Origin of the sequence: Tissierella carlieri (assembly GCF_018917285.1) — a bacterium.
Lineage (GTDB): Bacteria > Bacillota > Clostridia > Tissierellales > Tissierellaceae > Tissierella > Tissierella carlieri.
In genome coordinates this window covers 17,633-39,948 of the sequence record NZ_JAHLOH010000051.1, presented here as the reverse complement: position 1 = coordinate 39,948, position 22,316 = coordinate 17,633, and the positions used below count along the sequence as shown (strand labels likewise).

The window sequence follows — 22,316 nt, the reverse complement described above, 5'->3', positions numbered from 1 at the left end:
ATGAAAAAAATATTTGGATTATTCTTAGCAATGATAATGATGACTTCGTTTTTAGGAGGATGTGTTCCCAAAAAAGAAGTAAAGATAGTGGATTTGAAGGAAGTACATGCTGCAGTTAAGGAAGCACTTGGTGAGGATTATTATGCAAATAGAGAATTAACTGTAGAAGAAATAAAGGATTTGACAGGTATAAAGGAAGAAGATATAGAAGTCTTTATAGCAGAGGTGCCGATGATAAGTGTTAACGTAGATACTTTTATTGCAATCAAGGCAAAAGAAGGTAAAGGAGCTGTGATAGAAGACAGTTTAGAAAAACACAGAAAATTCCTTGTAGAGGAATCTTTACAGTATCCTATGAATATGCCTAAGGTAAACTCTGCTAAGGTAGTTAGACACGGGGATTATGTTTTCTTTTTAATGCTTGGTAAATACGATGATAGACAAGAGGCTACAGAGGAAGAAAGACTTGAGTTTGCAAAGGCAGAAGTAAAGAAGGTAGAAGATATTATCAATAAGTTCTTTGAATAAATTGCAATCTAGTCTGGTTTTTTCATCAGACTAGATATTTTTTAATGGGGGATTATTATGGTTTTTAGTAGCGTATTATTTTTATTTTATTTTTTACCATTTGTTTTAACGATATATTTTATAGCACCTAAAAAATATAGGAATTTCATATTATTAATAGCAAGCCTTTTATTCTATAGCTGGGGAGAACCTAAATATATATGGATTATGATATTTTCAACAGTCCTTGATTATACCTGTGGAAGATTAGTTCATTATTATAAATGTAATGAAAACATAAATAAAGCAAAGCTATGGTTAGGAGTATCTATATTTGTTAATTTAGGATTATTAGGTTTTTTCAAATACTCTGACTTTCTTATATCCAATATAAATAATATATTAGGTTCTAGTATTCCGCTATTAAATCTTACCTTACCTATAGGCATATCCTTTTATACTTTTCAAACTATGTCCTATACAATAGATGTCTACAGAGGGGATACAAAAGTACAAAATAATATTATTTCCTTTGGCACCTATGTAACTCTTTTCCCTCAGCTTATAGCAGGGCCTATAGTTAGATATCAAACTGTAGCAGAAGAAATGGATAATAGAGTGGAATCCTATGATTTATTTAGTGAAGGTATAAAGAGATTTACTTTAGGTCTAGGAAAGAAAGTTTTGTTGGCAAATAATATAGGCATACTCTGGGACAATATATCCCATCTAAATATGTCAAATATTCCAGTGTTAACTGCTTGGCTAGGTATATTGGCCTTTAGCTTTCAAATATACTTTGACTTCTCTGGATATTCAGACATGGCTATTGGTCTTGGAAAGATATTTGGATTTAATTTCTTAGAGAATTTTAATTATCCCTATATGTCTAAAAGCATTACCGAGTTCTGGAGAAGATGGCATATATCTCTAGGTACATGGTTCAAGGAATATCTATATATTCCCTTAGGGGGCAATAGGAAAGGGAGATTTAATCATATTAGAAATATATTAATAGTTTGGATTTTAACTGGAATATGGCATGGTGCCAGCTGGAATTTTGCCCTGTGGGGATTATTCTTTGGAATTATATTGATTGCAGAAAAGCTATTTCTTCTTGATATATTGAAGAAATTACCTCAGTGGCTTACAAGAATTTATACCCTATTTCTAGTCCTTGTATCATGGGCCATATTCGCTTTTGATTCCATAAAGGATGGGCTAAGTTATATTAAAATCTTATTTGGATTTGGAAGTAATGATATTTTTAACCATACATCTTTATATCTATTATATACCAATATATTATTATTTTTAATTCTTATAATAGGGTCAACAGATATACCTAAGAGGTTGTGGAAGCATATGAATAATAGATTTAGCAAGATATCATGGATTGCAGAAAATGTATTTTTATTCTTAGTAGTAGTATTATCAATAGCATATCTAGTAGATCAATCTTATAATCCATTTTTATATTTTCGTTTTTAGGAGGATAGATATGAAAGAAAAAGCAAGAGTTATAATATGTACTGGATTATTATTATCATTATCCATAGGTAATATAGTATCACCCAAAAGGGTGTTTTCCAACAAAGAAAATAGATATCTGCAAGGACTTCCAAAGCTTAATTTGGATACTATAATATCTGGAAAGTTTAGTAAAGATTTTGAAACCTATACAACGGACCAATTTATCTCTAGAGATAATTGGATAGGATTAAAGACAATTGCAGATTTATCTTTATTAAAAAAGGATAATGGCAGAGTTTACTTTGGAAAAGAAGATTATTTATTTGATATAGATAAGGAAATAGATGAAGAACAATTAAAGAAAAATATAGAGAGTATCAGTATATTTTTAGATAAAATGAATAAGCATAATATTCCTGTTACCTCTCTATTGGTACCTAGTAAGTCTACAGTTCTAAATCATAAATTACCCTTATATGCTCCTATAGTTGATGAAAGTTATATTATAGATAAATTGGAATCTTCTTTTAATGGAAAAATGAAACTAATAAACTTAGTAAAAGCCCTAAGTGAAAAATCTAATGAAGATATATACTATAGAACTGACCATCATTGGACTACTAAAGGAGCTTTTTATGCTTATAAATATTATATGGAAGCAATAGGAGAAAATCCATTAAAGGAAGAGGAGTTTATAGTAAAAAAGATATCTCAAGAGTTTTGGGGAACTAATTATAGAAAGGCTAATTTTTATTTAGGAAAACCAGATGATATATATATTTATGAACCAAAGGAGAATGTGAAGTATAATATTAAAATTAATAATAAAGAAGAAGTTTATAGCCTTTATGATGAAACTTATTTAAATAAAACTGATAAGTACTCTTATTTCTTAGGAGGAGATAAATCACTAATGGAAATAGAAACATCAGTGAAAAATAAAAAATCTTTATTGGTAATCAAAGATTCTTTTGCTAATAGCTTTATTCCATTTCTAACAAATCATTATGAAAAAATCATAGTTATAGATCCTAGACATTTTAATATGAGTATAGAAGAGCTTGTTAAAGAGAAGGGAATTGATGAGATATTGCTTTTGTTTAATGTACAAAACTTTGCTAAAGAAAAGGCTTTGTTTGTTTTAGGGAGATAAAATAAATTTCAGACATAAGTGAATTCAAAGAGAAAAGTAGCTATCTTTTTAATGATTATTTTTATCATTATAGGATAGCCACTTTAATTTAGGCTTGTATTTTAGTTGTTAATAATTGTTTCTCAAAAAACCTTCATCTGCCTAATCTGTAAATGAATCGGACGATTAAACCGGTTCTTTACTTTCATCTTCTTTAAATATTGCAAATCCAGTGAAAGCATATATAGCTGCTATTATAGGACATAGAATGCAGAAGAATGCATACGGTGCATATGCGGTGACTTCTATACCCAGAACCCCTGCTATATATACTCCAGATGTAGACCATGGGATCAAATAACAGAATATTGTTCCTCCATCTTCAAGAGTCCGTGATAAAACAGTCTTCTTAACTTTGTACTCAGTATATGAGTTTTTCATTAATTGACCAGTAAGAATAATTGAAATATACTGGCTCGCACACAAAATTGTTACAATCAAACTCGTTAAAAGAGTGAATATAACTAGAGTGCCTTCAGAACGGATAATTTTATTCATTTTATTCAATGCTACATCTAATACTCCTATACTTTGAAGTATTTCACCGAGTCCAACAGCTAAGAATGCTAGTGCTGTTGCTCCCATCATACTTAACATTCCGCCTCGGTTAAGTAGTTTATTAATTTCAGGTATATCTGTATTGATGCTGAATCCGTTGCCAAGAGAATTTATTATTGTCTTTAATTCATAATGGGAGCCTTGGAATAAAAATGCTGCAAAGATTCCCATAAGTGAGCTAATAATTAATGCAACAAGAGGTGGAATCTTTTTTACAGCCAAAAATATCGTGAATATTGGAACTATTAGAAGTATAGGAGTAATGTTAAAATTAGTATCTAAAACTCCCTTTATATTGTTAATCAAAGTCATATCAAGTTCAAGTCCTTGATATTTTAAACTTATTAAGAAATACAATATTGCCGATATAATTACAGCAGGTATTGTTGTAAATAACATAGACCTAACGTGTTCAAAGACATTGCAATCAGATACTGCTGCTGCTAAGTTAGTTGAGTCTGAAAAAGGAGAGAGTTTATCTCCAAAAACAGAACCTGAAACTACCATGCCTGCTGTAATGGCAGAATTAATATTTAGCCCAATTCCAATACCCATAAATGCTACGCCTAGAGTTGAAATAGCAGTATATGAACTTCCTGTAAAAAATGATATTATGCAACATATTAAAAAACCTGCAATAATAAATGTAGCGGGAGTTAATATGCTGAGCCCGTAATATATTATAGTAGGCACTATACCCGATACTATCCATGAACCAATGACAGCACCAACTGCCATTAGTATCATTGCAGCTAATATTACATCTTTACATCCTTTTAGGAAAAAGCTTTCTATATCTTGAAGACTAAAACCATTAATAATACCTATTATTGAACACACAATAATAGCAATCAAAAATACAACTTGTGTAGATATTTTTAGTAGTGCAAATCCACCCACGAATATTAAAGCTAAAGAGACCATGCATAAAAAAGCCATACCGAAACTAACCTGCTTTTTATCTTTATTCAGGATGTTTTTTACATTTTCACTCATGAAAATTCTCCTTTCATAATTTAATTCTAGTATTTAATATTTCTTAAGTGGCTTGATTTTGTGGTCTATTTGATATTTCTTAGACGGTTTGATTCTTCATAATTTATTTCATGTGTTATAGGATTAATTATAACTCCATATTTCAACTTTGCATTTTCTATAGAAACTAAGCCCATTTCAACATCCTCTTTAACTTTTTCCATATCTCTCTCTAATGGATTTCCATATCCTCCACCGCTTGCTGTAATACATGTTATTGTATCACCGTAATTAAGAAAAATCACATCACCCATAGCATAGTCCAATATTTTTTCATCTTCTTTTCCCTCATTTATTATCCATTTACTCGTGTTTCCATGTTTTCCTCCGTGCATCCCTTGTGGGGGTATTTTTGATTTTTGTGATACGTGTGAGAATATGCCATCATGCCCTACTAATTTCCATTTTCTTCTTTGTGCGAATCCACTTCTGAATTTTCCGGCACCCTCAGAATCTGGCAGAATAGATCTCTCAATAAACAGCATAGGGGCTTCTATTTCTTGAGCTTCTAATGGAGGAATAGGACAATTTGTGACGTGACATGACATTATTGTTATACCATCTTTGTCAGATCTCGCACCTAGACCACCAGGTACTATTTCACCCCAATATTGTCGGTGAGTTATTTCACCGCCACGAGGATGAGTTTCCAAATTGGTTCCTGAACAAAAATCATAATTTGTTCCGCAAGAATCAGCCATTACTTTATTTGGTATAGCATTAGCCATTGCACCCATTATCAGATCAACTAATATGTGATCTGTAACCATTCTTTGGAAGCATCCTATTGGCATTTGACAGTTTACAAGAGTTCCCTCTGGAGCGATTACTTTTATTGGCCGTTGACACCCTTGATTTGATGGAATATCTGCATTTGTTATACACCTCATGGCATAATATGTTGCTGAAATAGTTGCTGAAAGAGGTGAATTTATAGGACCTCTTATTTGTTTATCAGTGCCGGTATAATCAAAGGTTATATTATCTCCCTCAACTATTACTGTTAATTTTAAATTATATGGACCTCCTTCAAATCCGTCATCAAGAATCTTTTCCTCATGTGTGTAACTACCGTCTTTTATAAGTCTTATTTCATTTCTTGTCAATCTTTCGGAGTAATTCAAAAGATCCTCCGTAACTTCTTTTACAAGCTCTAAACCATATTTTTTGACAATTTGTTTAAAACCTTTTATTCCAATATTGCATGCAGAAATTTGAGCCATCAAGTCACCTTTCATATCTCTTGGAGTTCTTGTGTTATTTAGAATTACATTCCAAAGTGCTTCATTTCTTATTCCTTTATCATATAATTTTATTGGCTCCAATAAGAACCCTTCTTGCCATATTTCAACAGTCCACGAATCGCCTGTCCAAACTCCGCCAACATCTTTGTGATGTAACATTGTCATAGAAAATGCAATAAGCTCATTATTATCATGAAATACAGGTGCTATCATAATTAAATCCTTAGTATGGTGACTGCCCAAAGATTCTCCACCGGCATATGGATGGTTGGTTAGTATTAAATCTCCGGGATTTAAATCTTCCTTTGAAAAATATTTTGTAAGTACAGTATTTAAACATGGTCCAAGGCAATTTAAATGTATCGGAATATTAGCTCCTTCAGCCAATAATCTCCCGTTGCCATCAAAAATAGCAGAAGAACAGTCCATCATTTCTTTTACAATAGTTGAGTAGCTGCTTCTGACCATAGTAGCTGACATTTGCTCAGCTACAGAACGTAAAGCATTATTGATAACCTCAAGCAAAATAACATTAGCCATTTAATTCACCATCCTTATACATTAATATTTGTGTGCATAATAATGTTTTTCATGTCATCAACCGTAGCCGTATGATTAGGGTATATAACTACGGTGGCACCCATTTCAGCTACTATAGCAGGACCTTCAATGGTCTCGCCGGCGCTTAATGAATCTCTATTTATAATTGGTACATTGTGCTCTTTGCCGTCAAAAATAGCTGTCCCTAATCTTTTTTCTATTTTATTTACCTGTGAACTTTTCTTAATATCAGGTTTTACAATAGTTCCAATTGCACTGACTCTATAATTCACGAATTCAATAGGGTCTTCTTTCATGCAATGGCCATATGCGTGTTCGTGTAGATTATGGAAGTTTTCAATCATATCGTCGATATCTTTTTCAGTTAAAGCTTTGGGTGGAAGTGGAACACTTATTTCAAAAGCTTGACCAAAATATCTCATATCACAAGTTCTTATTAGTAGCTTATTTTCTTCGGATACATTTTGTTTTTCAAGTCCGTCATTCCCCTGCTTGTCCAGTTCTATATATATATCATTTAATATCTCTGGACTTATTTGCTCTTTTGTCATCAACTTAGAATGAACGTAATCGCATTTTATATCAGATAATACTAATCCTACTGCACTGAAAGTTCCTGGTGAATAAGGAACAATAACTTTCGGAATTTCAAGCTCTTCAGCAAGTTTTCCTGCATGAAGCCCACCTGCACCACCGAAGGCTACTAGTGTAAATTCTCTTGGGTCGTATCCCTTTTGAACAGAAACAAATTTTATAGCCCTTATCATGTTAGAATTTACCACATCAATGATACCTTCCGCTGCTTTTATTGTGTCAATGCCCAAAGGAGCTGCAATATATCTGGAAATTGCATTTTCAGTTTTTTCCATTGCATTATCCAAATTTTCTTCAAATATTTCAGGTCTAATTCTTCCAGTAACGAGGTTTGCATCAGTTACGGTGGGTTTTTCTCCGCCCTTTCCATAACATACAGGTCCAGGTTCTGCTCCTGCACTCAAAGGACCAACCTTTAATGCGCCGCCCCCATCAACCCATGCAATGCTTCCTCCTCCGGCTCCAATAAAATTAAGATCAACTGTAGGAATGCTTATGGGATACCCTTCAATATGACTATCTGTAGTAAATTTCATTACATTGTCTTGAATCAATGCAACATCAGTACTCGTTCCACCCATATCAAAAGTGATAATGTTTTTTTCGTTTATCAATTTACTTATATAGTTTGCTGCTATGATACCTGCAATAGGTCCTGAATCTGATACTGAGACAGGTTTTGTCAATGCTGTATCAAATGTCATTATTCCTGCATTACCTTGCATCATATAATACTTTGCATCTATTTGGCTATTATCCATTTGATTTTTAAAATCGACTAAATGTGAAGCCATACTTGGCATCATAAATGCATTTATTACGGTAGTAGATGTTCTTTCGTATTCCCTGAATTGAGGATTGATATCAGCTGAAATCGAAACATAAGCTTCCGGCCATTCTCTATTTATTATTTCTTTTATTTTTATTTCATGAGCAGGGTTTGCGTATGAGTGCATCAAACATACAGCTACAGCACGAATTTTCTTTTCTTTTAATTTACTAATAATCTCTATTACTTCATTTTCATTTAAAGGCTCAAGTTCCTGACCTAAAAAGTTTATTCTTTCAGAAACTTCGAATCTTAAATTTCTTTTTATTAGAGGTTCTGGCTTGTCCATGTTAATATCATAAATATTTTCACTTCTATATGCTCTTCCAATTTCCAGAACATCTCTGAATCCTCTAGTTGTTATTAATGCAGTCGCCTCATTAAGTTTCTGTGCAATCATATTTACGACTATTGTTGTACCATAAATCAATTCTTCGATTTCCTGGGGTTTAACTCCATATTCATCAATGATTTTATTTATGCCTGTGTTGATGCCTTTAAGCAATTCTTTTGGAGTAGAGGGAGTTTTTGTATAGTATATTTTTCCTGTCTCAACATTTGTCAAAACAACGTCTGTATTTGTTCCCCCAGTATCTATTCCTATTCTGAACATTTAATCACCTCATTTTAATTGTTTTTGTTGTTTAAATAATAATCTAATGAAGATCTATAGAGAGATCTTTCATAAATATTTTTACTTTTCTCATTAAGGTTAAGAGGACCTTTGCTTAAGATTACATCCAAGAATGGTGTTATCAATCTGCCATATAGTTTCATACAATCTTTTGCATCGACACCAGGCCAAGCATTGCAGCTTACTACTAATCTTCTGTTTTTACTATTAACTGTTTTGGGTAAATTATTATATAAATCATCGTCAATTTCTATGACGAATTTATCCAATGTCCCTGTTGGAATTCCTTCTATTGCCTTAACTTGTGCAGGCGAAACACTATCATTATATGGGTCAGCAGTCAGATCAAGTATTACAGCATAATCAGGTAAATAATTAATCAGCTCATTTCGTATTATTATTTTGGTAGGATCAGGTCTTTTACTTGCATCTACGAGTATATCAGATTTTTCTATAATTATTTTTAAATTTTCATAATTTTGAGTTATATTTCTTGGAATCATATGGACTATAAGACCTCTACCATTATTTTTCGAAAGGAATTCCTCATCACTAAATTCCTCGAAGGCTTTGGCGCAATTGGCAGAAACAGCACCCATACCTATAATAGTAACATTGATTATTTTGTCTTTTGTATTCTGAAAATTATTGGTTTGTTTTTTTAATTGTTCGAAAGCTATACGAGAGCCAGCTCTTGATGTTCCTCGGTAATTTACCATAATTCTCTGATTTTCGTCATCAAGCATCGAGTCCATCGAATAACAATTTATTTTCTTTTGTCGAAGAATATTATTCCTTGTTTCTCTAGTTTCATAATGAAGCATAGAAATTAGTGTTGAATCTTCATTGATAAGATTAAGCTCATCTATTTCAGGAGCTCGTAAAACGACTATTAAATCTTTTTTATACACCTCATTACGAGGAGTGAATATAATATTTTTGTTCTTTTGGATATAATCTTGTGGAGTATACCCCAAATCTTTTCCATAATCCTCTTCGAGAAAAATTTGAACATCATATTCGTTTAAATTTTCAAATAATTCTGGTAAAAAATCTCTCTTTTCACCTTCTTCCTTATGCATTTTTGGGAAACCAATTGATTTTATAAATTCCATTTACATCACCCCTATTTATAAAATTTAGCTTTCTGCAGTATTATAAGTAGCAAAAATCATGCCAAGTCAATTCAATGTGGTTTATATCAGAATTTCAACATTTATCAGGAATTGTAATTTCAATATTCAGATAATTACTGTTGCTATATTCGAACATGTTGTTATTATGCAACACTAGATTGTCAATTTATACAATAAATACTAATTTATAAATGGTTTCTATATATTATCTCATAATACTAAAAAACAAATGCATCTAATTCAATATTATTGTTGCTTAATTGCAACACTTTTTTGAATTGGTATTGAGAATATATATCTATATGATACAATGAGGACAAGAAAATGTTATTAAAACGGATAGAAAGGATGGATTTATATGGAAAATATTAACTTTTTTGATAGATTGACAGACAGTTCCCTTACATTGAATAAATATGAAACAAGATTAGCTGAATATATAAAAGAAAATTATAAGAAAATATCATTCTTAGATATGATGGACATTTCCAAAATTACATCTGTAGATTTAGAACATATAACATCATATATTAATAAAGTAGGATTTAGTGATTATGAGAGTTTTAGAAATTTTATCAGAGAATTTGCTATGCTAGAATTGAAATCTACAGACAGATTTGAATTTTCTTTGGTCAATGTAAATCCCAAAATTAATAATATAAAAAATTTAATAATTAATAAGGAAATATCAAATCTAAATAAAATGATGGAAAATTTTGATGAATCCGTATTTTATTCAATAATAGAAGAAATTTATAAAGCTCCGGAAATTATTATTATTGGAACTAGAAGTTCGAGTGTGATTGCAATATATGCCGAGCAAATGTTTAATAAATTAGGTAAAAAAGCTACGAAAATAATATCGGACGGAACTGATAGTTTTAATAAATTTTCTTTATTCGACCATGATTCAATTGTCATTTCAATTGCATTTGCCAGATATCCAAAAGAAACTATAAGAGTAACAAATTTCTTTAAAAAGAATAATTTTAAAATTGTATCTATAACTGACAATATAATGTCCCCTCTGACACCTTTGTCCGATATCACTTTTACTATACCTTGCGAATCAATATCAATAACAGATTTTTATGCGACTCCTTTCAGCGTAATAAATATTATTATCGTTCTTTTAAGTCAGTTGGATAAGGAAGGTTCAATTAGTTATCTTAATAAGTTTGAAACAACTGCAAAAGACTATGGATTTTATTTTTAGTATTACTATTTAATAAAAAGCATAGGAGGGAACAATCATGGAAAAATATGACGGTTATGTATTGTATGACGAAGACAATTGTGCAATAATACCCAAGGATTTTAATAAATATAAAACTGAAAATATTATTAGTATAAACGATAAAATGAAAGACATTATAAGTCTATGTTTGAGAGTAGCAAAGTCAGATGCTCCTGTTTTAATTACAGGAGATTCAGGTGTGGGGAAGGAACTGCTGACGGAATTAATACATAATAACAGCAATAGAAAAGAAGAATCATTCATTAAAATAAATTGTGCATCAATAGTGGATGGCTTAAAAGAGTCAGAATTTTTTGGATATGAAGCAGGCTCTTTTACGGGAGCATCAAGATTTGGAAAAAAAGGAATTATTGAACAATCCCAAAAAGGAACTTTATTTTTGGATGAAATTGGGGAAATGTCTTTGAATTTACAATCAGCACTTTTAAGAGTAATTCAAGACGGCAAGTTTTTACGGGTAGGTGGCTATAAGGAAATTAAATCTGATATACGCATTATATGTGCAACAAACAGAGATCTTAAAGATTTAGTCGAGCAAGGGTTGTTTAGAAACGATTTGTATTTTAGGCTTAATGTTATACCAGCTTTTATACCTCCTCTATCAGAGAGAAGAGATGATATACCAATTTTATCTCTATATTATACCGATTATTTTAATAAGAAATACAACACCACAAAAAAATTATCACGTAATGTAATAGAAGCATTGATAGATAAAGAGTGGACCGGAAATGTCAGAGAATTAAAAAACAAAATTGAGAGATTAATTCTAATCACTATTAACGGTATAATAACTATTGAGGATTTGAGGTATGTTGAATCAATTAACCAAAAAGAAGGCTCTGTTTACTATGTAAATCAAGATATAGATTATTTTGAAACAAATCGGTCATTAAAGGAGATTATGGATGAATTTGAATATAATATTCTTACAAAGGCAGTTAAAGAACATGGAAGTATCAGGAAAGCGGCAAAAGCCTTAAGCGTAAATCCATCTACAATATCGAGAAAGCTGAAAAAGTAATGCTTTATACTATTAAAATTCATATGCATATAAAACTATTTAAAATGCAGTAAAATCAGCCTAAAAAAACCTAATTCTATAAATATTCAGGTCATTAGATTAAGCTATACTAGCATTCAGGTATATAAAAATAATCAATTTGATTCATATATAAAGTAATTGTACAATAACTATGGATTTGATATATTAAAAAATTAACAATATATTAGGAGGACTGAAATGAGAAACAAGAAATGGTTAGTACTATTACTTTCACTAGTTATGCTGGTATCAACGGCTTGTGGCAATAAGACAGTAACAGAAGACCCAGCACCAACTGATACACCTACGGATATAGGACAAGAGCCAACAGCTCCACAGAAGGTAGACGGTGGGATTTTCATATTTGCAATTGCCAGTGACCCAAATGTAATGAACCCATTATACGCTGGAGATAGAGTTACTATGACTATTAACAATGCAATATTTGCGCCGCTTTATGTCATTGATGAAGAAGGAACAGAATTCTTCTTGGCTGAAAGTATTACTCCTTCAGAAGATTATCTAACTTATACCTTAAAGCTAAAATCAGGACTTAAATGGCATGATGGAGAGGATTTAAATGCAGATGATGTAATCTTTACGTTAAATTCAATCACAGATGAAAAGCAAAAAGCTAATTCCAGAGGCTCATTTATAATTGCTGGAAAACCAGTAGAAGCTAAAAAGATAGATGATTTAACAGTAGAATTCATATTACCAGAAGTTTCAGTACCATTTATGGGAAGTTTAGGTGGTATCCGTCCAATTCCGCAACATATATTTGAGGGCGAAGAAGATTTAGCAAAGAGTACAAAAAATCTAGAGCCAATAGGTTCAGGGCCATTTAAATTCAAAGAGATGAAGAGTGGTGAAAAGGTAGAATTAGTTAGATTTGATGAATATTTTGACGGAAAACCAAATCTTGAATCAGTAGTATTTAGAGTAATAGCCGATCCAAATGCAGCAAATACAGCATTATTAAATGGTGAATTGTCTGCTAGATATATAACTACTGCAGATGTGGATAAATTTAATACAGATGAAAATTTCAATGTAGTTCTTTACAAAGAGGGTATGTTGAATAATATGGTATTTAGATTAACTAACAAGGGCTTACAAAATAAGGATGTAAGAAAAGCAATAGCCTATGGAATAAATAAAGATGAGATAATAACAGGAGTTTATAAATCATCAGAATATGCGGAGAAAGCATATTCCGTATTTGTACCAAGTACACAATTCCATACTTCAGATGTAGAAAAATACGAATATAATGTGGAAAAAGCAAAAGAACTTCTTAAAAATGCAGGAGTTGAAAACCTAAAGTTAAGATTAGCATATATCAACTCAAGTAAAGAAAATGAAGGCTTTGGGCTTATTATGCAGCAACAATTAAAGGCAATTGGCATTGAATTAGAACTTCTACCAATGGAAAGAGGAGCATTTTATGATAAATTACTTGATGCTTCAAATACAGATTTTGATTTGGCGTTCAATGGTTATGTAATGGGTGTAGAGCCAAACGGATATAAACCATTGTTCAGAACGGGGGATTTTAACAACTTTATGGGATATGCAAACGAAGAATTAGATGCAGCATGGGAAGATGGAGTAGTTGAAACAGATGAAGCTAAAAGAGGGGAAATCTATCAAACTATTCAAAAACAATTAATGGAGGATATGGTAGTATATCCAATAGCTTATCCAAATTCAATAGTTGCAGTAAATAAAAAATATGGTGGAATAGAAGAAGCTAAGCCGGTTCCAATCTTTATGTTTAGAGATTTATCTAAGCTTTATATTATGGAATAATTTAAATAAAGACCACAAAAGTAAACTAAATTTTAGTTTACTTTTGTGATTATATTAGGAGGAATTTATGTGGTAAGAATGATTATAAAGAGAATGATTCAAGCAATACCAATGATGATTGCCATATCTATAGTTTCATTTCTTCTTATAAAATTAGCACCAGGAGATCCGGTACAGGCCTATATCACTCCAGAGATGGGGCCAGCAGAGATAGAAAGTATAAGAGAAAGCATGGGTCTCAATAGTCCCATACATATACAATATATAAGATGGTTAAAGTCTGCACTAAAGGGTGATTTAGGATATTCACTAGTAAATCATAGACCTGTAGCAATGCAAATAATTGAAAGACTTCCAGCAACTTTAGGTCTTATGGGGGCTTCTCTAGTGATTTCTATGATTTTGGGAATTATAATAGGTCTTATTTCAGCTGCAAATCAAAATAAATTCTTTGATAATATAGCTACTTTTACTTCCTATCTTGGCATTTCCATACCAAGTTTTTGGTTTGCAATGATGCTAGTATATGTATTATCTTTAAAATTAAAACTCTTACCAAGTATTGGAATGAGAACCATAGGAGTACATACTACTTGGGATTTAATAAAGCATGGAATAATGCCTACAATTGTTTTAAGTTTACAAAATATAGCTACAGTTACCAGATATATTAGGTCAAGCACCATATCTCAATTAAGAGAAGATTATGTAATGGTTGAATATGCATCAGGAGCTAGCAAGAGAGAAGTGTTGTATAAGTACGTATTAAAGAATGCAATTTTACCTGTAATTACAATACTAGGCATGTCTTTACCGGGACTAGTATCCGGAGCATTTATTACAGAGAGTATTTTTGGATGGCCAGGTATGGGACAACTAGGTATTAAGTCCATATTTAGTTATGATTATCCACTTATTATGGCAATTACCATGTTTTCATCCTTTATATTGATTATAGGAAATTTATTGTCAGATATATTATACGGTATTGCGGATCCAAGGATTAAGGAGTTGAAATAACAATGAATGATAGATTAAAAACAAATCTTAAATATCAGCTAAGACAAAATAAATTAGGGATTATAGCTCTAACGATAATCTTCATATTAGTAATTGCATCTATCTTAGCCTTTCTATCTCCCCATGATCCAAATAAGATTGATGTAATGAATAGTTTGAGTTCCCCTAGCAAAGACCATATATTTGGTACAGATGAGATGGGGAGAGATTATTTCGCTCGTGCACTGTATGGAGGAAGGGTATCTCTGACAGTTGGTTTTCTTTCTATGATAATATCAACGGTAATAGGGACTATAGTAGGAACTATCAGCGGATATTTTGGAGGGAGAGTTGATAGCTTAATTATGAGGACAATAGATATACTTATGAGTATACCTACTTTTTTTCTAATACTTATATTAAATGCTTATTTAAAACCAGGGATTCAAAATATCATCATTATAATAGGATTATTCAGCTGGATGGGGATAGCAAGAATTGTTAGAGCTGAGACACTTTCAGTTAAGGAAAGGGAGTATGTACTATATTCAAAAGTTATAGGAGAAAGGTCTAATATTATTATGCTTAAACATATTATACCAAATATTTTTCCTACAGTTATAGTAGCATCAACCTTAAATATTGCAGGAGCAATTCTAACAGAATCATCTCTATCTTTCTTAGGATTAGGAGTACGTCAACCCGATTCATCTTGGGGCAGTATGCTTAAATATGCCCAAGGATATATTGGAGATGCACCATACTTAGCCTTATTTCCCGGGATATTAATATTGCTTACAGTACTTAGCTTTAATATTTTAGGAGATGTATTTAGAGTTGCATTTGAGCCTAAGGCAAATAATGATTAGGCAAGGAAAAGGAGAGATTTAACATGAAAGAGCCCTTATTAAGTTTGAAGGATTTAAAGGTTTCTTTTTTTAATAATAGTGGTGAGGTTAAAGTAATTCGTGGAGTTTCATTTAACTTAGAAAAAGGAGAAGTCCTTGGGGTAGTTGGAGAATCTGGAAGCGGAAAATCAGTTACTTCCATGTCTATAATTAAATTACTTAAGGGAACAGGAAAGATTACAAATGGCGAGATTGTTTATAAGGGAGAAAACCTAGTAGGTAAAACTGAAAAGGAAATGATGAAAATTCGTGGCAATGATATAGCTATGATATTTCAAGATCCCATGACTTCACTTAATCCAGTATTTACAGTGGGAACACAAATATCTGATGTAATAAGAAGGCATCAGGGATTAAGTAAAATTGAAGCTAAAAATAAAGCCATAGAAATGCTAAGAATGGTAGGTATTCCTTCTCCAGAGGAAAGATATAATAACTATCCTCATGAATTCAGCGGTGGTATGAGGCAAAGGGCTATTATTGCCATGGCATTAAGCTGTGAACCTGAGCTGCTTATAGCAGATGAACCTACTACAGCTCTAGATGTCACAATTCAAGCTCAGATACTTGAATTGCTGATGGAGTTGAAGGAAAAGATGGATACATCAATTATTTTGATAACCCATGATTTAGGAGTAGTAGCCAATACATGCAATAGAGTAATAGTTATGTATGGAGGACTTATTATGGAGGAAGGAACTGTAGATGATATATTCTATAATCCAATGCATCCATATACAAAAGGATTACTTCAATCCTTACCAAAGAAAGATACTAAGGAAAGACAAAGACTTGTGCCAATAAGAGGAAATCCACCAGATTTATCTAAGGCAATAGAAGGATGTCCTTTTGCAGAACGTTGTCCTTATGTAATGGATATCTGCAAAAAACAACAGCCTAAATATTATGGAGAAAATGCTCATAGAGCTATGTGCTGGCTCTTAGATAAGGGAGATGATAATAATGGAAAATAGGAAAAAAGAAAGGTTAATAGAAGTTAATAATCTAAAAAAATATTTTCCAGTGAAAAAATCATCTTTCATGGGTAAATCACAATATTTAAAAGCTGTAGACGATGTGAGTTTTTATATAAATGAAGGAGAAACCCTAGGGTTAGTAGGTGAATCTGGTTGTGGCAAATCTACTACAGGTAGAAGTATTATTAGACTTTTTGATATAACTGGTGGTCAGATTCTCTATAGAGGAAAAGATATAGCTAAATTAAAGGAGTCAGATTTAAGACCTTATAGAAGAAAAATGCAGGTAATATTTCAAGACCCCTATGCATCACTTAATCCAACATTAACTGTAAAAGATCTAATCTCAGAGCCTTTAGATGTTTACCATATAGGCAGTAAAAAGGAACGACAGGAGAGGACTTTGGAATTATTGGAAAAAGTAGGACTAGGAAAGAACCATCTGGATAGATATCCCCATGAGTTCAGCGGGGGACAAAGGCAGAGAATAGGCATAGCAAGGGCATTATCTATTAATCCAGAATTTATACTATGTGATGAACCTATATCAGCCCTTGATGTATCTATTCAAGCACAGGTAGTAAATATGCTGGAGGATCTGCAAAATGAAATGGGATTGACATATTTATTTATAGCCCATGATTTATCTATGGTAAGACATATATCCCATAGAATAGGAGTAATGTATCTAGGAAAATTAATAGAAATAGGGAAGAGTGATGAAATCTATAACAATCCTCTTCACCCTTATACTCAAGCCCTTTTATCATCAGTTCTTGAGCCTGATCCAAGAATGGCTATAGAGAATCCTATTAAGGTATTAGAAGGAGATGTACCTAGCCCTCTTAATCCACCGTCAGGCTGCAAATTTGTTACTAGATGTAAATATGCCATGAATCAATGTCATGAAATAGAGCCAAAGTTAATAGAGAGAGAATCAGGCCATATGGTAGCTTGTCATTTATCCTAAAGGGATAATAAAATAGCGAATAATATCATAAAGTTTAGTAATATAAGAGTATATATTAATAAAAGAAAATATTATAATAATATTTGTAATAAAGAATATTAATTAACTATCATCATAAGTTGGAATAATTTCACAAATTGTTCCAACTTTTTTATTATATAAAATTTTGGTAATAAAACAAAGTTAGGGGTAATAATGGGATTGGCAATATAAAGTACAGTATTTTATATTCACGGCAATCAAAAAGGGTGAGGATATGGCAAAACATAAAAAGCTAGAAATTCAACATATTATTTCTATAACTATTTCAATCATAATTGTTCTCATAGTTATCAGCAATCTTCTAATAATTAATTTTCCAAATCAAGAGAGCAAGTATATAGCAAAAAAAGGAGTTTTGGATATTCGGGATTGGAAAATAGATAGAGAAGGAAATATTAAATTAGATGGAGAATGGGAGTTTTATCCAGGGGTACTGCTTAAGCCCGAAGAAACAAAGTCTGATGGATTTAAAAAATATGAGAAAATTAGAAAATATGTAAAGGTTCCTGGTCCATGGAAGGACTATTTAAATGAGGAGGGCTCTTCTGATGGATCAGGTACATATAGGATTATTGTTAGAGTGCCAGAGGATGAAATATATGGTATCAAAACTAGGACTATACGTACAGCCAGTCGAATTTATTTGAATGGGCAGGAGTTTGCTAGTGTAGGGAACTTATCTATAAATAAGGAGGACTTTCGCAGGGGAAGCAAATATAGGGTAGTAGCAAGTAATAGCTTAAATAAGGAAATTGAATTAATAATTAATGTTTCAAACTATGATTATGCAACAGGAGGCATCATCAAATCCGTTGAATTTGGAACTTTTGAATCGATTATGGAGAGCAACAATAAGAGCCGTGCCTTAGATGCACTGACGATTTCAGTTTGTCTAACCTTATGTATATATTTTCTTATAATATACTCTCAGCGGAGGAAAGAACATTATTTAATATATTTTAGCGGAATGAATTTCTTTATGGCAATATATTTATCAACTATGAATGAACAGCTTTTAGATTTAGTATATAACTACAGTTATGTAACTAGAACTGCAATCCAGGTTCTGACAATGATGATGGTAATCCTTTGTTTTTCACAATTTACCCATTGTTTCTTCAGTAATCATGGCAGCAATAAGATTATAAATAGAATATCTATAATAATTTTTGCTACGCTGGCAATTTTCTTTTATAATCCAAATACCCCTTTATTTATCTATCTGGGTTATTTACATGCGGCTATCTTGGGGCTTCTGATGATGAGATATAGCTACATATTTTATATTTTATTAAAGGAAATATATAATAAAGCAGATTCCTTAGAATATATTTTGATAATTACAACCTCTATGTTTTCCTATTGGTTCATAATGACATTGAAGATATTATTTGAAATTGATTTAGGGAATATTCCTATTTTGTTGATTTTATTATTGATGCTTAGTATAGCTGCATTAATGAGCCGTCGACTTCAATTAGATTATCAAAGGGCAAGCTCTCTCTCAGAGAAGCTTATAAGGTACGATAAGCTAAAGGATGAATTTCTAGCTAAGGCATCCCATGAATTAAGGACACCTTTACATGTAATACTCAATTTAACAAAAAATTTATTAGAGGGGCAAAAGGGGGCACTGAATTCTCAACAACAGGAAGATTTGTTCTTTATAAATCAGGAAGGTCAAAGATTAACTCGTTTAGTAGAAGATTTATTAGATGCTTCTCAAATAAAAAACGGCGAGATAAAGTTGAGATTAAGCTCAATTGAACCATATAAAATTGTAGAAGATATTTTAAAGGAAATGAAAATTTTAATTCCTGAAAATAAGTCCATTGTATTAAAAAATCAAATTCCTAGAGTATTTCCAGCATTAAGGGCAGATTCAGATAAATTTAGGCAGATTATCTATAATCTAGTCCATAATGCTATTAAATATACAAAAGATGGAGAAATAGTAGTTTCTGCGTCTATAGTTGCTGGACAAGTTGAAATCAGGGTATCAGATACTGGAATTGGAATCGAAGAAAAATATTTTAAAGAAGTTTTTGATATTTTTTATCAAAAGAATGAAGAGGGACAGGTGGAACAAGGATTAGGATTGGGATTATCCATAGTAAAATATTTAGTAGAGAGTCAAGGTGGTAGAATAGACGTCGAGTCGATCTATGGAAAAGGTTCTAATTTTAAGTTTACATTACCAGTATATGATGGGGGGATGAAAGAGCAAGATGAAATAGCTTTTATTCAAGAAAAAGTTTTTCAATCTAATATGTCTTTGGAACTATCTCCTAAATTAGAAAAAGAAAAAAGAAGCAATATAGGTAAACCAATGATTTTAATAGTGGATGATGAACCATTGAATCAAAAAATTCTATGGGATATTATGGAACAACTAGAGTTCAATATTATTTTAGCAGATAATGGGAAAGAAGCTTTAGATATTCTTAAAAGAAATAAAATAGATTTAATAATACTAGATTTTATGCTACCAGATATGTCTGGAGATAGAGTATGTAAAGAGGTTCGTAAAGAATACTCTATGGTAGAGCTTCCTATTTTGATTTTGACTGCGTCAGGAAGAACTATTGATTTAATGAGTGCATTTGATTATGGTGCTAATGATTTTCAAAGGAAGCCGGTAGATTCTGAGGAATTAAAATCTAGAATTCAATCTCTATTGCTAATGAAAAAATCAGTAGAGGAAGGGCTAGAAAAAGAATTTCAATATTTTTATTCTCAAATATCTCCACATTTTCTATACAATACAATAAATACTATTATCGGTCTGAGTTACAAGGATCGTGAAAAAGCAAGAAGAGCTCTAAACAATTTGTCTATTTATTTTAGGGGAAAACTAGATCTCCATAGAAAGAAGGGTTTTATTACTTTAGAGTCAGAATTGGAATTGATAATTGCATACCTTGAAATAGAGCAAATGAGGTATGGAGAAAGATTGGAGATTGAATGTGATATTGAAGAGGGAATAAGAGCCATGATTCCTCCTTTAACATTACAGCCTATAGTAGAGAATTCCGTACGACATGGTATTGTAGCTAAAAATAATAGTGGAATAGTAAAGATAGTTGTAAAAAGAAAAACCGAAGGATTTGTAAGTATAAAAATCGAAGACAATGGAATGGGAATGACATTTGAGAAACAACAAGAGATCCTAAAAGGAAATAGCCAAAGAGTAGGATTTACAAATGTGGTGAAGAAAATAAAGATATTAAAAGGAGCAACTTTGACATTAGAAAGTAAACTAGGAGAAGGCACAATAGTAGAGATTGTTATTCCGGAGGTGAAATATAATGAGAATCATTTTAATTGATGATGAACCTATTGCATTAGACTTGTTAAAACTTATGCTTTCCTCATATGAGGATGTGGATGTAGTTGGTAGTTATACAAAACCTCTTGATGCATTAAAGGGTATTAAGAAAATACAACCTGATGTTATATTTTTAGATATTGAAATGGGCGAGATAAATGGGCTAGAGCTTGCTGAGCTTTTTATGAAAGAGCTTGATGCTGTGGAAATAGTGTTTATTACAGCTTACTCAGAATATGCAGTAGATGCCTTTGAAATAAATGCTATTGATTATTTATTAAAGCCCATTCAGGAAAAACGTCTTAATAAAACCATTGAAAGGTTAAAAGATAAATCTATGGAACACTATGGAATAAACATCTTGGATAATAGATTGAAAGTAAATAGTTTTGGTTCCTTTGAGGTGTTGGATAGTATGGAGAATCCTCTAATCTGGCGTACTCAAAAATCCAAGGAGTTATTTGCTTATCTATGGAGCAAAAAGGAAAGAGCTGTTTCCAAAATGTTGATTATGGAAACCATTTTTCCCGATAAAGATTTGGATAAAGCCACTACTCTTTTACACACAACTATTTATCAATTGAGAAAGAATTTAGAGAGATTAGGATATTCAAATGGAATCATTTACTTCAATGACTGTTATCAATTAGATATACCAATTAAATCTGATGTCCAAGAATTAAATAAAATTCTAGGTTCAAAGAAACATAACGATAAGGAGATAGAAGAAATATTAAGAATTTACAAAGGAGATTTTCTAGAAGAAGGATATCATTGGGCCATGGAAACTCAACAAATATATAAAGACGTAGTATTTAATACACTAGAAAAATATGCAAGGACTCAATTAGAATATGAAAAACTAACTCCAATTTTAAAGACTTGTTTGGATAAGATTCACAAAATGGATTCTTTTAATGAAAAGGTGGCAGAAATGATGATTCATTATTATGGTAAACAAAGTAAGAGATCTAGCTTAGAAGCTTTCTTTAATAATTATGTAGAAAATCTTTGGGAAGAAATGAGTCTTAAACCAATGGAAATTACAATAGATCTGTATAGAAAATATATGGAAAATTTTTAGTGGATTTAAAAATAGTAAAAGTATATTACTTCTTTGTTCAGAGTTTGTTCAGAGCTTATATATATAATTAAATATATAAAAAATTGATTATTTTGTACTTAAAGACGTTTTAACAAACTAACAAAATTTA

The 22,316-nt window shown here is 31.6% G+C and carries 16 protein-coding genes; 12 read left to right on the top strand and 4 right to left on the bottom strand.

Annotated features, from left to right (window positions below):
- Genes KQI38_RS18805 through KQI38_RS18795 form a run of 3 tightly spaced genes read left to right on the top strand, consistent with a single transcriptional unit; the run spans position 1 to position 3,133 of the window.
- Complete coding sequence (locus KQI38_RS18805) at positions 1-528, top strand: DUF4358 domain-containing protein (RefSeq protein WP_216562188.1); 528 nt, start codon at positions 1-3, stop codon at positions 526-528.
- 57 nt (positions 529-585) lie between these two features.
- Entirely contained in the window at positions 586-1,998 is a 1,413-nt protein-coding gene (locus tag KQI38_RS18800; protein ID WP_216562185.1) for an MBOAT family O-acyltransferase, read from the top strand.
- 10 nt (positions 1,999-2,008) lie between these two features.
- Entirely contained in the window at positions 2,009-3,133 is a 1,125-nt protein-coding gene (locus KQI38_RS18795; RefSeq protein ID WP_216562182.1) for a DHHW family protein, read from the top strand.
- A 165-nt stretch (positions 3,134-3,298) separates the two neighbouring features.
- Here KQI38_RS18795 and nhaC read toward each other — a convergent pair whose 3' ends face one another.
- The 4 genes from nhaC to KQI38_RS18775 all read right to left on the bottom strand — a co-directional run bounded on the left by nhaC (position 3,299) and on the right by KQI38_RS18775 (position 9,742).
- Positions 3,299-4,726: a Na+/H+ antiporter NhaC gene (nhaC, locus tag KQI38_RS18790; protein WP_216562180.1), complete on the bottom strand. Its 1,428-nt coding sequence runs from the start codon at positions 4,724-4,726 to the stop codon at positions 3,299-3,301.
- A 65-nt stretch (positions 4,727-4,791) separates the two neighbouring features.
- Positions 4,792-6,549, bottom strand: coding sequence for a hydantoinase B/oxoprolinase family protein (locus KQI38_RS18785; RefSeq protein WP_216562178.1), 1,758 nt, complete (start codon positions 6,547-6,549; stop codon positions 4,792-4,794).
- A gap of 14 nt (positions 6,550-6,563) precedes the next feature.
- Entirely contained in the window at positions 6,564-8,606 is a 2,043-nt protein-coding gene (locus KQI38_RS18780; RefSeq protein ID WP_216562177.1) for a hydantoinase/oxoprolinase family protein, read from the bottom strand.
- Positions 8,607-8,620: 14 nt separating this feature from the next.
- Entirely contained in the window at positions 8,621-9,742 is a 1,122-nt protein-coding gene (locus KQI38_RS18775) for a Rossmann-fold NAD(P)-binding domain-containing protein (protein WP_216562174.1), read from the bottom strand.
- A 379-nt stretch (positions 9,743-10,121) separates the two neighbouring features.
- On the opposite strand from KQI38_RS18775, the gene KQI38_RS18770 reads away from it, so the two are divergent.
- The 9 genes from KQI38_RS18770 to KQI38_RS18730 all read left to right on the top strand — a co-directional run bounded on the left by KQI38_RS18770 (position 10,122) and on the right by KQI38_RS18730 (position 22,186).
- A complete protein-coding gene (locus KQI38_RS18770; protein WP_094902389.1) occupies positions 10,122-10,979 on the top strand; it encodes a MurR/RpiR family transcriptional regulator in 858 nt (285 codons plus the stop codon).
- 37 nt (positions 10,980-11,016) lie between these two features.
- Positions 11,017-12,045 (top strand): sigma-54 interaction domain-containing protein, encoded by a 1,029-nt coding sequence (locus KQI38_RS18765; protein ID WP_216562171.1) that lies wholly within the window; start codon positions 11,017-11,019, stop codon positions 12,043-12,045.
- A gap of 219 nt (positions 12,046-12,264) precedes the next feature.
- Entirely contained in the window at positions 12,265-13,878 is a 1,614-nt protein-coding gene (locus KQI38_RS18760; protein ID WP_216562169.1) for an ABC transporter substrate-binding protein, read from the top strand.
- A 78-nt stretch (positions 13,879-13,956) separates the two neighbouring features.
- Entirely contained in the window at positions 13,957-14,898 is a 942-nt protein-coding gene (locus tag KQI38_RS18755) for an ABC transporter permease (protein WP_246565925.1), read from the top strand.
- 2 nt (positions 14,899-14,900) lie between these two features.
- Positions 14,901-15,746 (top strand): ABC transporter permease, encoded by an 846-nt coding sequence (locus KQI38_RS18750; protein WP_216562163.1) that lies wholly within the window; start codon positions 14,901-14,903, stop codon positions 15,744-15,746.
- Positions 15,747-15,769: 23 nt separating this feature from the next.
- On the top strand, positions 15,770-16,759 hold the full coding sequence (locus KQI38_RS18745) for an ABC transporter ATP-binding protein (RefSeq protein ID WP_216562160.1): 990 nt from the start codon (positions 15,770-15,772) through the stop codon (positions 16,757-16,759).
- Positions 16,749-17,732 carry an ABC transporter ATP-binding protein gene (locus tag KQI38_RS18740; protein WP_094902401.1) on the top strand — a complete coding sequence of 328 codons (984 nt, stop codon included), beginning with the start codon at positions 16,749-16,751 and terminating at the stop codon, positions 17,730-17,732. The genes KQI38_RS18745 and KQI38_RS18740 overlap by 11 nt, the downstream gene beginning before the upstream one ends.
- Before the next feature lie 256 nt (positions 17,733-17,988).
- A complete protein-coding gene (locus KQI38_RS18735) occupies positions 17,989-21,102 on the top strand; it encodes an ATP-binding protein (protein WP_216562157.1) in 3,114 nt (1,037 codons plus the stop codon).
- A complete protein-coding gene (locus tag KQI38_RS18730) occupies positions 21,083-22,186 on the top strand; it encodes a response regulator (protein ID WP_216562154.1) in 1,104 nt (367 codons plus the stop codon). Before KQI38_RS18735 ends, KQI38_RS18730 begins: the two co-directional genes overlap by 20 nt.
- Positions 22,187-22,316: the final 130 nt, after the last annotated feature.